Annotated in this window: 15 protein-coding genes; 3 read left to right on the forward strand and 12 right to left on the reverse strand. The window is 70.1% G+C overall.

From position 1 onward, the window contains the following. Positions 1 to 114: 114 nt before the first annotated feature. Complete coding sequence (locus tag IQ782_RS05695; protein ID WP_194133653.1) at positions 115 to 1557, forward strand: ferric reductase-like transmembrane domain-containing protein; 1443 nt, start codon at positions 115 to 117, stop codon at positions 1555 to 1557. Here the strand turns inward: IQ782_RS05695 and IQ782_RS05700 are convergent. From IQ782_RS05700 to atpD, 11 genes are all read right to left on the reverse strand, one after another. Next, entirely contained in the window at positions 1542 to 1850 is a 309-nt protein-coding gene (locus IQ782_RS05700; protein WP_194133654.1) for a hypothetical protein, read from the reverse strand. The two genes, IQ782_RS05695 and IQ782_RS05700, sit on opposite strands and share 16 nt — an antisense overlap. Positions 1851 to 1944: 94 nt before the next feature. Beyond that, positions 1945 to 2910 (reverse strand): LOG family protein, encoded by a 966-nt coding sequence (locus tag IQ782_RS05705; protein ID WP_194133655.1) that lies wholly within the window; start codon positions 2908 to 2910, stop codon positions 1945 to 1947. Between the two features lie 18 nt (positions 2911 to 2928). Beyond that, on the reverse strand, positions 2929 to 3786 hold the full coding sequence (locus tag IQ782_RS05710; protein WP_194133656.1) for a F0F1 ATP synthase subunit gamma: 858 nt from the start codon (positions 3784 to 3786) through the stop codon (positions 2929 to 2931). Beyond that, on the reverse strand, positions 3783 to 5309 hold the full coding sequence (locus IQ782_RS05715; protein ID WP_194133657.1) for a F0F1 ATP synthase subunit alpha: 1527 nt from the start codon (positions 5307 to 5309) through the stop codon (positions 3783 to 3785). Before IQ782_RS05715 ends, IQ782_RS05710 begins: the two co-directional genes overlap by 4 nt. After that, the gene (locus tag IQ782_RS05720) at positions 5302 to 6036 is read right to left on the reverse strand and encodes a F0F1 ATP synthase subunit delta (protein WP_194133658.1); all 735 of its coding nucleotides are present in this window, start codon (positions 6034 to 6036) and stop codon (positions 5302 to 5304) included. Before IQ782_RS05720 ends, IQ782_RS05715 begins: the two co-directional genes overlap by 8 nt. Positions 6037 to 6049: 13 nt before the next feature. Continuing rightward, the gene (locus IQ782_RS05725; protein WP_194133659.1) at positions 6050 to 6298 is read right to left on the reverse strand and encodes a F0F1 ATP synthase subunit C; all 249 of its coding nucleotides are present in this window, start codon (positions 6296 to 6298) and stop codon (positions 6050 to 6052) included. Beyond that, positions 6295 to 6990 carry a F0F1 ATP synthase subunit A gene (locus tag IQ782_RS05730; protein ID WP_194133660.1) on the reverse strand — a complete coding sequence of 232 codons (696 nt, stop codon included), beginning with the start codon at positions 6988 to 6990 and terminating at the stop codon, positions 6295 to 6297. The genes IQ782_RS05725 and IQ782_RS05730 overlap by 4 nt, the downstream gene beginning before the upstream one ends. Beyond that, complete coding sequence (locus tag IQ782_RS05735) at positions 6987 to 7277, reverse strand: N-ATPase subunit AtpR (RefSeq protein ID WP_194133661.1); 291 nt, start codon at positions 7275 to 7277, stop codon at positions 6987 to 6989. The genes IQ782_RS05730 and IQ782_RS05735 overlap by 4 nt, the downstream gene beginning before the upstream one ends. Beyond that, positions 7274 to 7552: an AtpZ/AtpI family protein gene (locus IQ782_RS05740; protein WP_194133662.1), complete on the reverse strand. Its 279-nt coding sequence runs from the start codon at positions 7550 to 7552 to the stop codon at positions 7274 to 7276. Before IQ782_RS05740 ends, IQ782_RS05735 begins: the two co-directional genes overlap by 4 nt. After that, on the reverse strand, positions 7549 to 8013 hold the full coding sequence (locus IQ782_RS05745) for a F0F1 ATP synthase subunit epsilon (protein WP_194133663.1): 465 nt from the start codon (positions 8011 to 8013) through the stop codon (positions 7549 to 7551). The genes IQ782_RS05740 and IQ782_RS05745 overlap by 4 nt, the downstream gene beginning before the upstream one ends. Further along, positions 8010 to 9428, reverse strand: coding sequence for a F0F1 ATP synthase subunit beta (atpD, locus tag IQ782_RS05750; RefSeq protein WP_240989126.1), 1419 nt, complete (start codon positions 9426 to 9428; stop codon positions 8010 to 8012). Before atpD ends, IQ782_RS05745 begins: the two co-directional genes overlap by 4 nt. Positions 9429 to 9677: 249 nt before the next feature. Between atpD and IQ782_RS05755 the strand changes: the two genes are divergently transcribed. Both IQ782_RS05755 and ppsA read left to right on the forward strand, forming a co-directional pair. Beyond that, a complete protein-coding gene (locus IQ782_RS05755) occupies positions 9678 to 10403 on the forward strand; it encodes a SpoIIAA family protein (RefSeq protein ID WP_194133664.1) in 726 nt (241 codons plus the stop codon). 109 nt (positions 10404 to 10512) lie between these two features. Then, positions 10513 to 12927: a phosphoenolpyruvate synthase gene (ppsA, locus tag IQ782_RS05760; protein WP_194133665.1), complete on the forward strand. Its 2415-nt coding sequence runs from the start codon at positions 10513 to 10515 to the stop codon at positions 12925 to 12927. Between the two features lie 167 nt (positions 12928 to 13094). Here the strand turns inward: ppsA and IQ782_RS05765 are convergent, their stop codons facing one another. Beyond that, complete coding sequence (locus IQ782_RS05765) at positions 13095 to 13535, reverse strand: MarR family winged helix-turn-helix transcriptional regulator (protein ID WP_194133666.1); 441 nt, start codon at positions 13533 to 13535, stop codon at positions 13095 to 13097. Positions 13536 to 13550 lie beyond the last annotated feature (15 nt).

Here is a 13550-nt window from a genome sequence, read left to right on the forward strand (position 1 = left end):
TCTCGACCAATGCGGGCGCGGTGCCGTGATCTGATCCGGATCAAGGTCACAGGATGCGGCCGGGGACAGTCTGGGGGCTGGATACGCGCTGAGGCCGCAAAAGGAGACGCCACGATGCCCGTCCCCCGCAAAGCCCGAGGCCTGCCGGCCTCCGTACTGGCGACGCTCTATCTCGGGCTCGTGGCGCTGCCCCTGCTGCTCGGGATGCTGACCGGCGCGGGACATGCGTTGGGCGCGATGCGCCTTGCCAGTGCATCCGGGAGCGCGGCGGCGGTCATGGTCCTGCTGCAGCTGGTCACCAGCGGCAGGTTCGAGAGCATCTCTGGCCGCATCGGGATCGACATCACCATGGCCTTTCACAAATGGGCCGCCCCCGTCGCGTTGGCCTTCGCGGTGCTGCACGTGCTGGCGGTGATCGGTCCGCCCGCGGCCGACCGGCCGGGCCGGCTCGCGCGGCGGATCGACGTCGTGCTGTCCGGCGAAGGACTCTGGCCGGCCCGCGCCGCGCTGCTGCTGCTGGTGGTGCTGGTCGTGCTGGCGCTGCTGCGCGACCGGCTGCCGATGCGCTATCAGGTCTGGCGGGCGGGTCATGTGCTGGCGGCGCTGGCACTGGTGGCGACGTTGCTCTGGCACGTCATCGCCGACGGCCGCGGCGGCGCGGTTTCGGACGGGATGTGGATCGGGCTGGCACTGGCGGTGACCGTGCCGGCGGCCTCGGTCTATTGCGGCCGTCTGCTGCGGCCGCACGCGCAGCGCTGGTGTCTCGCCGAGGTCCGCCGCGTCGCCGAACGGCTCTGGTTGCTCGACGTCCTGCCACCGGAAGGCGCGGGGCTGCGCTTCGAGCCCGGCCAATTTGCCTGGATCGCCTTCGGTGACAAGCGGCTGCCGCTGCATGACCACCCGTTCTCGATCGCCTCGGCTCCCGGCGCATCCGGGTTGCGGTTCCTGGTGCAGGAGGCCGGAGATTTCACGGCGACAGTCGGCCAGCTTGCCCCCGGCACGGCCGTCTCGATCGACGCGCCGCACGGAAGCTTCGTGCCGCGCGGCGCGGGGCCGCTGATCCTCGTGGCGGGTGGGGTCGGCATCGCCCCGATCCTGTCGATCCTGTCGCATCTCGCCCGCACGCGGAGCCGCCGCCCGGTGCGGCTGCTCTACGCGGTGCGCCGCCGCGCTGCGATGGTGCCTTTCGAGCTTTTCGCGGCGGAGTGTGCTGCCCTCGGCGTCACGCCGATGCTGATCGTCGACGACGCGGCCGCAGAGCAGGGGGAAATGCCCGCTGGCCTGCGCCGCGGCCCGTTGAACCGCGATCTGCTGGACGAGGCCTTCGAAGGGCTGGACCCGGCGGCCTGCGAGGTCATGACCTGCGGCCCCGGCCCGATGATGACCTTCGTCGCGGACCGGTCGTCGCAACTGGGCGTGCCGCAGGCGCAGATCGCCTACGAGCGGTTCAGCTACGCCGCGGGCCGGGCATCGGCCAAGGATCGGCGCAGGCTCGCGGGCTTCGGGGTGCTCTGGGGCGGGATCGTGGCAATGGTGCTGCTCTACTGGCGCCTCTGAGCCGCCAGCCACGCGACCAGCGCGGCCCGTGCCTCTGCGTCGCGCAGATGATGCCCGGCGAGAAAGCGGTCGAGCCGGACCATGCCGACCGCGTCATCCGGCGCGGGCAGGGCATCGCCGAGCCGCGCGGGCTCGCGGTGACAGCGCGCGCAGCTCGCCTCCCATGTCTCAACCGGAGTTTCGGCATCGACGGCGACGGTCCCGGCCAGAACGGCGAGTGCCAGCAGCGGGACGCGGCGCAGGGCGGGGAGGGATCGGGGGGGCAGGCGGTGGGGCCGCATGAGAAATGGCATTGGCAAGGTTCTCCTCAATCACCGGGTCGAGACCGGCGGGTCATCGGGGCTGCCGCCGGCCGCGACCGGCGCCTTTGGTTGGGCGCGGTGGTCATCACCGATCGCGCAGGACCTCGGGGGCCGTGCAGGTGATCTCGCGGCCCGCGCGTTTGTACCATGCCTGAATGCCCTGCCAGATCTCCCCGGCCTCCTCGGCATACCAGAAAAGCTCGCGATCTTCGGGATCGATCACGCCTTCCTCGACAAGGAAGTCCACGTCGAAGGCCCGGCGCCAGAAGGCCGCGCCGACAAGCACCACGGGAACGGGCAGGATCTTGCGGGTCTGGATCAGCGTCAGCGTCTCGAAGAGTTCGTCCATCGTGCCATAGCCGCCGGGAAAGACCACCAGCGCGCGGGCGCGCTTGAGGAAATGCAGCTTGCGCAGTGCGAAGTAGTGGAAGCGGAAGCACAGGTCGGGCGTTAGGTAGGGATTGGGATATTGCTCGTGCGGAAGCGTGATGTTGAGACCGACGCTCCGTGCCCCGGCCTCGTGGCTGCCGCGGTTCGCGGCCTCCATCATCCCCGGACCACCGCCGGTGACCACGACGAGCCGGTTGCCGTGCTGCCCTTCCTGCGCGCCGACGATGCGCCCGAAGGCGCGGGCGACCTCGTAGTAGCGGCTCTTGTCGGCCACCCGCCGCGCCACCGCGAGGGCACGGGCGAGGGCGCCGTCCTGCGGTGCCGCGGCCAGCGCCGCGGCGCGCTCCGCGACGGCTTCGGCCGCGCGTGCCGGTTCCGGAATGCGCGTTGCGCCGAAGACGACGATGGCATGGGCGATGCCATGCGCCTGCAGCAGCGTTTCGGCCTTCTGGTAGTCGAGCATCAGCCGCACGCCGCGCATGTCGTCGCGGTCGAGGAAATCGACATCCCGGTCGCCTTCTCGGTAGCTCGGGCTGGCCATGATCCGGCGCACCAGCTCCGGGGCCCGGACGTCCTCGGTTGCCGGCTTTGGCGTGCACCAGGGCAGCTCTACGTCCCGGTCGGGGGCAGGCGGTGGCGCCTCCAGGCTGTCTTTGGTCATGACTTGCTCCTCCTTCCGTCACCGCGCGCGCAGGCTGCCGGTGGCCAGTTCCATGATGTCCTCGGTGATCGCCTCCTGCCGCAGCCGCCGCGCCTGACCGACCAGCCTTTCAAGCGAGCCTTCCACATTGTCGTGGGCGGCGATCATCGCCCGCATCCGGGCCTCGTTCTCGGCGGCGAAGGACAGCATCAGCGCCTCGCTGATCTCGGCAAAGACATATTCCTCGACAAGCCGGGCCAGCAGGTCCTCGGGGGGCAGGGTGATCCGCGGCGGCAGGAAGGTCCGGGGCGGGGGGAAACGTGAATAGTCGAAGGGGACCAACCTTTTGTGCAGCACGGCATAGCCCTCTGTCCCGCCCGGCGCGGCGTGCAGAACGGTGACCGCGCTGGCGCGGCCGTCCGAGACGCGGTCGAAGACGGCATCGGAAATCCGTCCGGCAAGCTGCGCCATGCGCGCGGGATGGGCGATCATCGGGGCGCTCCAACTCGGGGCGATGCCGTAGTCGGGCGCGACAAGAAGCCCGCGGTCGCCGATCAACATCAGGTCGGTCGGACCGTCGGCCCGGCGCAGCGCGGCCTGCGTTGCCTCGAGCACCCGCGCTGAGAAACTGCCGGCAAAGCCCTGTTCGGCGCAGAGCACGATGAACAGCGCGCCGCCCGCAGCAGGATCAGGGGGCGGGTCGCGGTCCCGGCCCGCGAAAGTCAGCGCGTGCCCTATGGCCTCGCCGATGGTGTCGGCATAGAGGCGGATCGCGCCGAGATGGCCATGGGCGTCCTGCAGCCGCGAGGCGGCGATGCCGCGCATCGCGGCGATCACCGCCGAGAGCTGGTGGACAGTGCCGATGCGCGCTTCGATACCGGGAAGGGTGCCGCTCATTCTCCAGCCTCCGCTGTGCCGAGTTCGCGCGCGAGGCCGGCCACGACCGCCACCAGCGCTGCGCGTTCGGCCTCGCTCATGCCGCCGCTGCGCGCGATGCCCAACCTCGCCGTCTCGTCCGCCGCGTCGATCCGCGACGGCAGCCGCCGCCGCAGCTCGGCCAGATGCTCCGAGCTCATGCCGTCGAGCGTGCCCTCGGCCAGCGCCGCCAGCAGCGCCACCTGATCGACCAGCCTCAGCCCGGCGTAGCGGGGTTGCTTCAGCAGCGCGCGGATGCTTTCGCCGCGCGCGATCTGCGCCCCGACGCGGGTGCTGGAGATGCCGCCGAAGCGGGTGAACATCTCGAGCTCCTGGAACTGCGCGTAGTCGAGCCGGACCCGGCCCGACACCGCCCGCAGGGCGGGAGCCTGCGCCTTGCCGCCAACACGGCTGACCGAGAGGCCCACATCCACCGCCGGTCGCTGGTCCGCGGCGAAAAGATGCGAGTCGAGCACGATCTGCCCGTCGGTGATCGAGATGAGATTGGTGGGAATATAGGCCGAAAGGTTGCCCGCGTCTGTCTCGGCGATGGGCAGCGCGGTGATGGAGCCGCCCACCTCGCGCGGCAGCTTGGCGGCGCGTTCCAGCAATCGGGCGTGGAGGTAGAAGATGTCGCCCGGATAGGCCTCGCGGCCCGGCGGCTCGCGGGTGAGCAGCGCCAGCTCGCGGTGGGTGGCGGCATGGCGGGTCAGATCGTCGATGACGATCAGTACGTCATGCCCGGCGTCGCGGAACTGTTCGGCCATGCTCATCCCGGCGAAGGGCGCAATCCACTGCAGGCCCGGCGCACTGCCGGCGTTGCCGACGACGAAGACGCAGCGCTCGGGCGCGCCGTGCTCGCGCACCGCCGCGACCACCCGTTCCACCGCCGTCGCGCGCTGGCCGACGGCGACGTAGATGCAGATGACGTCGGTGTGCTTCTGGGTAACGATGGCCTCGACCGCGAGCGCAGTCTTGCCGGTGGCCCGATCCCCGACGATCAGCTCGCGCTGCCCGCGTCCGAGCGCGAAGAGGCTGTCGAGCACCAGCACGCCGGTCATCATCGGCTCCGAGACCAGCGCGCGGTCGACAATGCCGGGGGCGGGGCGCTCGATGGGAAGCGTCGCGGTGCCGTCCAGCGCCGGGCCGCCGTCGATGGGCCGGCCCAGAGGGTCGACGATCCGCCCCAGCAGCGCATCGCCCACGGGCACGCGCACCACGTCGCCCGTGTCGGTCACCCGGTCGCCTGCCCGGATGCCGGTGACCTCGTCGAACAGCACCGCGTCGATCTGCTCGGCATCCAGCGTCTGCGCAAAGCCCGTCTGCCCGCCCTCGAAGCGCAGGAGCGCCCCCAGCGACGCGTCGGGCAGCCCCGAGACCGTCGCGATGCCATCCGCCACCGTGATCACCCGGCCGATCGCCTCGGCCCGGGGAGCAAGCGTGGCGCGGGCGATCGCGGCGCGGCCCTGTTGCAGCCAGTCGGCAGGGGAACCGGTGTCAGTCATGCTTCAAGAGCTCCTGCCGGATGTGGTCGAGATCGGCGCGAAGATGGTTGCGCACCACCGCGTGCGGCGCGTCGAGTTCGAGCCCGGCGATCAGCGTGGGGTCGCTGCGGACCGAGAGCGTGACCGGGTGGCCCAGTACCTCTGAGAGCCGTGCGGCCAGCGACCCTGTCTCTGCCGCGCTCATCTCTGCCGCCGCCCGCACCGGCAGCGGCGCGTCGGCCCCAAGCCCGGCTCGGGTGTGCTCGGGCAACTCCGAAATTGCCGCGACCAGCCCATCGATGAAGCCCTCCGTGCGCGCGGTCTCGGGCAGGCGCGACAGCAGGCGCTGCGCGATGTCGGCAGCCAGTTCCGCGGCCTCGTCCTGCAAGGCGTGCACGGCGGCGATGCGGTGCTGCGCGGCCTTGGCCTGCGCGTCGGCCCGCAGTGTCTCGACCTCCTGCCGGGCCTCTTCGAGCAGGCTGCGCCGGGTGGTCTCGGCCTCTTGGCGGGCGGATGAGAGAAGGTCTGCGCGCCGCGCCGCAACGGCGGCTTCCTGCGCCTGCGCGTCCGCCCGCGCCGCCTCGGCGTCGGCGCGGGCTGCACGGGCATGGGCCAGGTCATCGGTCGCTGCCGCTTGCCGTCTTGCCAGCATCTCCGAGATCGGGCGGAACAGGAAATGCGACAGGATCCAGAGCAGGACGAGGACGTTGACCGTCTGCAGACCCAATGTCCACCAGTCGAAACTCATGGCCGGGCGCGCCTCAGGCGAAGGGGTTGGCGAAAAGCAGCAGCAGCGCGATCACCAACGTGTAGATCGCCATGGTCTCGATCATCGCGAGGCCGACGAAAAGCGTGCGACTGAGCGTGCCCGCCGCCTCGGGCTGGCGGGCGATGGCATCCATGGCGGCAGCGACGGCACGGCCTTCGGCCAGCGCCGGGCCGATGGCGCCGAAGGACACGGCGAGCGCGGCGGCAAGGATGCTGACGATCTCGACAAGGTTTGCGGTCATGGGCGGGTCTCCTGTGTGGATGCGGCGGGGGGCTGATCGCCGATGGCGGCCCCGATGAAGACCGTGGCGAGCACGGCGAAGATGTAGGCCTGCACGGCGCCGGTCAGCAGGTCGAGCGCCATCAGCGGGATCGGCACCAGGAGCCCGGCCAGCGACAGCAGGATGCCGATGACGAAGACGCCGCTCATGACATTGCCGAACAGCCGCACGATCAGCGAGAAGGTGCGGGTGATCTGCTCGATCACGTTGAGCGGGATCATCACCCAGGACGGCTCGGCGAAGGTGGCGAGATAGCCCTTCAGCCCCTGCGCCGAGATGCCGTGCCAGAGGGTGGCGGCGAAGACGATCAACGCCAGCGCGGCGTCGGTTTCCAGCCGCGCGGTGGGCGGTTCGACGCCCGGCACCAGCGAGGACCAGTTGGCCACCAGCAGGAAGAGGAAGATCGTGCCGATCAGCGCGCGGAAACGGGCCGGGTCGCGTTGCAGCGTGTCGCGGAGTTGCGTGTCAACGGCGGTGACGAAGAGTTCCAGCACGGTTTGCAGCCTGCCGGGAGTGAGCGACAGGTGTCGCGTGGCGTGCCACGAGCCAAGGCCGAGCAGCGCGAGGATCGCCCAGGTAACCAGCACCGGCGCGGTGATCGGCACCGGCCCGAGATGAAAGAGCGGCTCGAGGGTAAGGGGATTGTCCATCACGGCTCCTTGCGGGAGTGGCGCAGCACCGCTTGCCTGGCCAGCAGCAGCCCGAGCGTGCCCGCCAGAAGGGGCAGGGCCCCGAGCCGAGCCAGGCCGGCCAGAGCCGCGGTGAGCAGCGTGAGCCGGGCCAGTTGCAGCCCTAGCGCGCGCCAGGCCGGGTTGCCTCCGAGGAAAAGCGACGTGACCCTCCGCAGGCTGGCGAAATGCAACAGCCCGAGCGCGAAGCCCAGGCAAAGCGCAAGGGTGGCGAGCGTGTAGGGCGCGTTGAAAAGGGCAGGAAGGCTCATTGCTTGTGCATCCATTTCCAGGCGGCGTAAAAGCCGATCGCGGCACCGATCATGATGCCCGGCGCGGTGAAGAAGACCCCGGTTCCGAAGGCGCGGTCCGCCATGCGCCCCAGCACCACCCCCATCAGCGTCGGCACCACCACGGCCCATCCGAGGATGCCGATCTGCCCCAGCCGCGCGCCGAGCGAGGGTTCCGGCGTCTCCTGCCCGAGCTTCTCGCGTTCGGACGAGAGGCGGGCCGCCTCGGCGATGTGGTTGCGCTCTTTCTCGGTCATGACGCGCCCCCACCCGGAGGGTGCCGTGCGAAGGCGGCGGCGGTTGGTCCGGCTGGCCGTTGGGGGCGGAGGGTCTGCATCAGCTGGCGCACCGCGCTGGCATGCAGGCGCATCTGCTCCACCCGCTCGCGCCGGTCGGCATCGTCCTCGGCGGCGCGCAGGGTCTCGACCTCCGCTTCAAGCGCGTGCAGGTCGTCGCCGAGCACCCCCTCGCGGCAGGCGACGGCCACCGCCGTGCCGTTCTCCACCGTCAGCAATCCGCTGCGCAGGGCGCAGAATCGCAGCGCGCCCTGCGCCGTCCGCCACCGCAGCACCGAGGCGGGCAGCACGGTCATGAATTCCGTGTGCCCCGGCAGGATGCCGAAACACCCGCTGCGGTCCTCCGCGCGTACCGATTGCACGCCGGTCTCGTCGACCAGCAGGCTCATCGGCGTGGTGATGGTGAGGTGCAGCCCGCTCATGCCGCGGTCTTCCCGGCCTGTTTCCGGCGCGCTTCATCGAGCGTGCCGACCATGTAGAGCGCGGCTTCGTCCCAGGTGTCGCATTCTCCTGCGAGGATCGCCTTGCAGCCCGCGATGGTCTCTGCGACCGGCACCGAGCGGCCGGGGATGCCGGTGAAGGCCTCGGTCACGGTGAAGGGCTGGGTGAGGAAACGTTGCAGCCGCCGCGCACGCTCGACGATCTGGCGGTCCTCGCGACCAAGTTCCTCGATGCCCAGCAGCGAGATGACGTCCTGCAGGCCGCGGTAATGCTCGATCGCCCGGCGCACCTCGTTGGCCACGCTTACGTGCTCCTCGCCGAGCACCAGCGGGTCAAGCAGGATCGACGAGGACGCCACGGGGTCTATCGCGGGATACATGCCGTCCGCGGCCATGGCGCGCGACAGGACCACCATGCTGTCGACATGCGCGGCGATGGTGGTGACCGCCGGATCGGTGAAATCGTCGGCCGGCACGTAGACCGCTTCCACGGCGGTCACCGAAGCCGTCCCCGTGGACGCGATACGCTCCTGCAGTTCGGCCACCTCGGTGGCCAGCGTCGGCTGATAGCCCACGCGCGAGGGCAGACGGCCCAGCAGCCCCGAGACCTCGGCCCCCGCCTGGACGAAGCGGAAGACGTTGTCCATCAGCAGCAGCACGTTGCGCTGCGCCTCGTCGCGGAAGTGCTCGGCGATGGTCAGCGCGGTCAGCGGGACACGCCAGCGCGCACCGGGCGGCTCGTTCATCTGTCCATAGACCAGAACCGTCCTGTCGAGCACGCCGGCGCCGGTCATTTCCAGCAGCAGCTCGTGCCCTTCGCGCGAGCGCTCGCCGACCCCGGAAAAGACCGAGATGCCCTCGTAGCTGGCGACCATGGCGTGGATCAGCTCCATCACGAGCACGGTCTTGCCGACGCCCGCGCCGCCGAACATCGCCGCCTTGCTGCCCTGGGCAAGTGGTGTCAGCAGGTCGAAGACCTTGATCCCGGTGTGGAACATCTCGGCGCCGGCGCTACCGGCCCGAAAGGGGGGTGGCGCGCGGTGGATCGGCCGGCGTGGCACATCCTCGGGCAGCGGAGGGCCGCCGTCGCCGATCCGTCCAGTGACGTCCAGAAGTCGCCCGAGCACCGCCGCCCCGACCGGAACCTCGACCGGTCCCCCTACCGGCACGGCCCGCGCCCCGCGCCGCAGCCCGGAGGTGTCCCGAAGCGCGATGCCGCGCAGGGTGCGGGCGTCGAGATGCGCCTGCACTTCGATCATCACCTCGCCGCCGCCGGGCCGCTGCACCCGGATCGCGTCGTTGATCTTCGGCAGGTCGGTGACCGCAAAGCGCACATCGACCACGGCGCCGCGAATGGCGATCACCTCTGCCTCGGGGAGCATGTTCTCGGGCTTCATGCGCAGTCCTCGCCTCGACGATGCTGCCCCGAGGGTAAGGGATTCTCCGGCCTCCACTTTGCGCCGTGTCAAATTTCGCGCGGTGCCAGCGCCTTGCTGCCGAAAATCCGTTCAACTTCCGTTGATCCTTGCGACGGCAAGGGCGCGGCCGGGCTCTGCGGCAGGCCGTTCAGGAAAGCGTGTCCGCGCCGTGTCGGGCTTGGCCGGGGCGGGTGCACTGCGGCATACTCCCGATGGGAGGATCCAGCCATGATAGACGTTCAAGACATCGGGGAGCACGGCATCATCGAACTGCGGATGACCCCGCCGGTCACCGACGCCGACTATCGCGATACGCTGATGCCCGCGCTCGACGCGGCCCTGACAAAAGGTGACCGGCTGCGGCTGCTGGCCATCGTCGAGGCCCGCCCGTCGGAGTTCACCCTGGGTGCGATGATCCAGGACGCCCGCACCGGACTCAAGCATTGGCGCGGCTTCGACCGCATCGCGCTGGTCTCGGACGACACGATCCTGCGCAAGGCGGTGGGGGGCTTTTCGGTCTTCATGCCGTGTCCGGTCGCCACCTTCGCGATAAAGGACGCCGACGATGCGCGGCGCTGGCTGCGCGAAAGCCTCGGCAGCATCCAGCAGGACGACCTGGGCAACGGCGTGCTTCAGGTCCGGTTGCGCGGCAAGGTCGATGGCGCGGCCTATGACGCGGCAATCGGTGATCTCGACACGTTCTTCGCGGCGCATGAAACGGTGCGGCTGCTCATCGATCTGCGGGATTTCGACGGCTGGCAGGGGCTGGATGCGCTGCGCGACCACTTCTATCTCGTGCGGGGCCACGCCGACCGGGTGAAGCGCGCGGCCATCGTCGGGGATGCGGGCTGGCAGGACATGGCGGTGCAGGTCGGCAAACGCGCCTTCGGCCTTGACGCCAGGTATTTCGCGGCCGCCGACTTCGCCAGGGCCGAGGCATGGCTGGCGGGGTGAGCCGCTGACCCGCTGACCCGGTCCGGCGCGTCGCCGCGCGCGTTGAGGTCGATCAAGGCGCGCCCGCGCCCGTCGTCCTATCCTTGGCACCGTCAAGGGAGGATGGCGGATGGAAGCTCTGGGGCGCAACGGCGAGGCCGTGTTGAAATGGTTCGAGGACCTGCGGCGCGAGGACGTGCCGGAGGTCGGCGGCAAGAACGCCTCGCTCGGCGAGATGGTGGCGCGGCTGGCAGCCGAGGGCATCCGCGTGCCGCCGGGGTTCGCCACCACCGCCGCCGCCTATCGCCGCTACATCGCCGCGAACCGGCTCGACCGGGTGCTGACCGAAACGCTCGGCCAGCTTGCCGAAGGGCGGCTCGCGCTGACCGAGGCCGGGCAGCGCATCCGCGCGGCGGTGGCCTCTGGCAATTGGCCCGAGGACATCGAACAGGCGATCCGTGCGGCCTATCGCGCGCTTGCAGAGCGCGCGGGGGAAACCGATCCCGCCGTGGCTGTGCGATCCTCTGCCACAGCCGAGGATCTGCCCGACGCCAGCTTCGCGGGCCAGCAGGAGACCTTTCTGAACATCCGCGGCGAGGCGGCGCTGCTTGCGGCCTGCCGCCGCTGCTTTGCCTCGCTCTTCACCGACCGGGCGATCGCCTACCGGCGGCTCAAGGGCTACGACGATCCCGCGGTGGCGCTGTCGGTCGGCGTGCAGCTCATGGTCCGCGCTGACGAGGGCGGATCGGGCGTGATGTTCAGCCTCGACACCGAAAGCGGCTTCGACAAGCTGGTGCTGATCAACGCCGCCTGGGGGCTCGGCGAGACCGTCGTGCAGGGCGCGGTGAGCCCGGACGAGTACCAGGTCTACAAGCCTTTCCTTGACCGGGCGGACTGCGTGCCGATCCTGCACAAGGCGCTCGGAGCCAAAGAAATCAAGATGATCTATGGCGCGGGCGAGGGGACGCCGACCCGCACGGTGCCGACCGCCAGGGCCGAACGCGAGAGCTTCGTGCTGTCCGACGACGAGATCCTCGAACTGTCGCGCATGGCGGTGAAGATCGAGCGCCACTACGGTCAGCCGATGGATATGGAATGGGCACGCGACGGGCGGGCAGGGCCGCTCTACATCCTGCAGGCCCGGCCCGAAACGGTGCAGTCGCGCCAGGAAAGCCACGCCTTCCGCCGCTACCGGCTCGGCGCGACCGGCCCGGCGCTGCTCACCGGGCTCAGCGTCGGCACCGCAGTGGCGACGGGCGAGGTCTGCCTGATCGACAGCGCCGCGGACATCGGGCGCTTCCGAGACGGCGCGGTGCTGGTCACCTCGACCACCGATCCCGACTGGGTGCCGATCATGAAGCGCGCCGCCGCCATCGTCACCGACCACGGCGGCCGCACCTCGCATGCCGCGATCATCAGCCGCGAACTCGGCGTGCCGGCCATCGTCGGCACCGGGAGAGCCACGCACCTGCTGCACGACGGCCAGATGGTCACGATCTCTTGTGCGGGGGGCGACGAGGGGGTGATCTACGCCGGGGCGGCCGAGTTCAAGGTCGAAGAGACGCGGCTCGACGAGATCCCCGCGACCCGCACGAAGGTGATGCTCAACATGGCCAACCCGGCCGCCGCGACGCGCTGGTGGCGGCTGCCGGCGGACGGGGTCGGGCTGGCGCGCATGGAGTTCGTGATCTCGAACGAGGTGAAGCTGCACCCGCTGGCGCTGACTCGCTTCGATCGCTTGCCCGCGGGTCCGGAGCGCGACGCCATCGACCGGCTCACCGGCGGCTATGCCGATCGCACGGAGTATTTCGTCGAGACGCTGGCCCGCGGCCTGTCGCGCATCGCGGCGACCTGGTACCCCAACCCGGCGATCATCCGGATGAGCGATTTCAAGACCAATGAATACGCCGGGCTGCTGGGCGGCGCGGCTTTCGAGCCGCAGGAGGCGAACCCGATGATCGGCTTTCGCGGCGCCTCGCGCTACTACTCCGAGGCCTACCGCGACGGCTTCGCGCTGGAATGCCGCGCCATCCGCCGCCTGCGCGAGACCATGGGCTTTCGCAATGCCGTTGTGATGATCCCCTTCTGCCGCACCGTGACCGAGGCCGACCGGGTGCTCGAGGTGATGGCCGAGAACGGGCTCCGGCGCGGCGAGGACGGACTCGAGGTCTACGTGATGTGCGAGATTCCGGCCAATGTGATCGAGGCCGAGGCCTTCGCCGAGCGTTTCGACGGCTTCTCCATCGGCTCCAACGATCTCACCCAGTTGACGCTCGGGGTCGACCGCGACTCCGAGGCGCTGTCCGGCCTCTTCTCCGAGCGCGATCCGGCGGTGCTGTGGATGATCGAGACGGTCATCGCCAAGGCCCGCAGGGCGGGGCGCAAGATCGGTCTCTGCGGGCAGGCGCCCAGCAATCACCCCGATTTCGCCCGGCTGCTGGTGCGCGCCGGCATCGACAGCATTTCGGTCACGCCGGACAGCTTCCTTGCGGTGAAGCGGCACGTGGCCGAGGCAGAGGCGGCAGAGCAGGCCCCGCTGTCCTGAGACCGGCCAGGGCCGCCGAATCCCGCGACGGGCCGCGCGACGGCGCGGGCTGAGAGCTGCGTATTTGGAAAGAGAAGAAGCGGCGGGTCGCGTTCTTCTTCTAGGTCTAAATATCCCTGGGGGAGCCCGGAGGGCGGGGGCGGAGCCCCCGTGCCTCGGCGGCAGGTTCAGCGCAGCCTGTCGAGCAGCACCCGGAGCTTGCGGGCGTCGCGCTGGCCAAGCCGGCGCTCGAGGGCGGCCTCGTAGTCCTGCGCGGCGCGGCAGAGGTGGCGAAAGGCCTCCTGGCCCGGAGCGCGCAGCGACAGGCGCTCGCTGCGCCGGTCCTCGGGGCTGGTGACGCGGGTCAGGAATCGCTTCTCCTCCAGCGCGCGGACAGCGCGCGACACCTTTGTCTTGTGGATCGAGGCGCTGTCCGAGATCTCCTTGGCGCTCATGTCGCCGTGGCGGCCGAGGTGGAACAGCACGCGCCACTCGGTGCGGAGCATCCCGTAGCGGTCGCGATAGTTCTTTGAAAACACGTCGCTCTGCGCCTCGGCGGCCTGATTGAGCAAGTAGGGCGTGAAGCTGGAAAGCTCGAAGAAATCATCGGTTTCTCCGGCGTCTGCCAATTTCCTGACCACGGT

This window comes from Salipiger mangrovisoli, from assembly GCF_015223355.1.
In the GTDB taxonomy this organism is placed as follows: Bacteria; Pseudomonadota; Alphaproteobacteria; order Rhodobacterales; family Rhodobacteraceae; genus Salipiger; species Salipiger mangrovisoli.

Coding starts and splice junctions, on each gene's coding strand:
- IQ782_RS05695 (WP_194133653.1), top strand. CDS start 115: ATGCCCGTCCCCCGCAAAGCCCGAGGCCTGCCGGCCTCCGTACTGGCG.
- IQ782_RS05700 (WP_194133654.1), bottom strand. CDS start 1,850: ATGCCATTTCTCATGCGGCCCCACCGCCTGCCCCCCCGATCCCTCCCC.
- IQ782_RS05705 (WP_194133655.1), bottom strand. CDS start 2,910: ATGACCAAAGACAGCCTGGAGGCGCCACCGCCTGCCCCCGACCGGGAC.
- IQ782_RS05710 (WP_194133656.1), bottom strand. CDS start 3,786: ATGAGCGGCACCCTTCCCGGTATCGAAGCGCGCATCGGCACTGTCCAC.
- IQ782_RS05715 (WP_194133657.1), bottom strand. CDS start 5,309: ATGACTGACACCGGTTCCCCTGCCGACTGGCTGCAACAGGGCCGCGCC.
- IQ782_RS05720 (WP_194133658.1), bottom strand. CDS start 6,036: ATGAGTTTCGACTGGTGGACATTGGGTCTGCAGACGGTCAACGTCCTC.
- IQ782_RS05725 (WP_194133659.1), bottom strand. CDS start 6,298: ATGACCGCAAACCTTGTCGAGATCGTCAGCATCCTTGCCGCCGCGCTC.
- IQ782_RS05735 (WP_194133661.1), bottom strand. CDS start 7,277: ATGAGCCTTCCTGCCCTTTTCAACGCGCCCTACACGCTCGCCACCCTT.
- IQ782_RS05740 (WP_194133662.1), bottom strand. CDS start 7,552: ATGACCGAGAAAGAGCGCAACCACATCGCCGAGGCGGCCCGCCTCTCG.
- IQ782_RS05745 (WP_194133663.1), bottom strand. CDS start 8,013: ATGAGCGGGCTGCACCTCACCATCACCACGCCGATGAGCCTGCTGGTC.
- atpD (WP_240989126.1), bottom strand. CDS start 9,428: ATGAAGCCCGAGAACATGCTCCCCGAGGCAGAGGTGATCGCCATTCGC.
- IQ782_RS05755 (WP_194133664.1), top strand. CDS start 9,678: ATGATAGACGTTCAAGACATCGGGGAGCACGGCATCATCGAACTGCGG.
- ppsA (WP_194133665.1), top strand. CDS start 10,513: ATGGAAGCTCTGGGGCGCAACGGCGAGGCCGTGTTGAAATGGTTCGAG.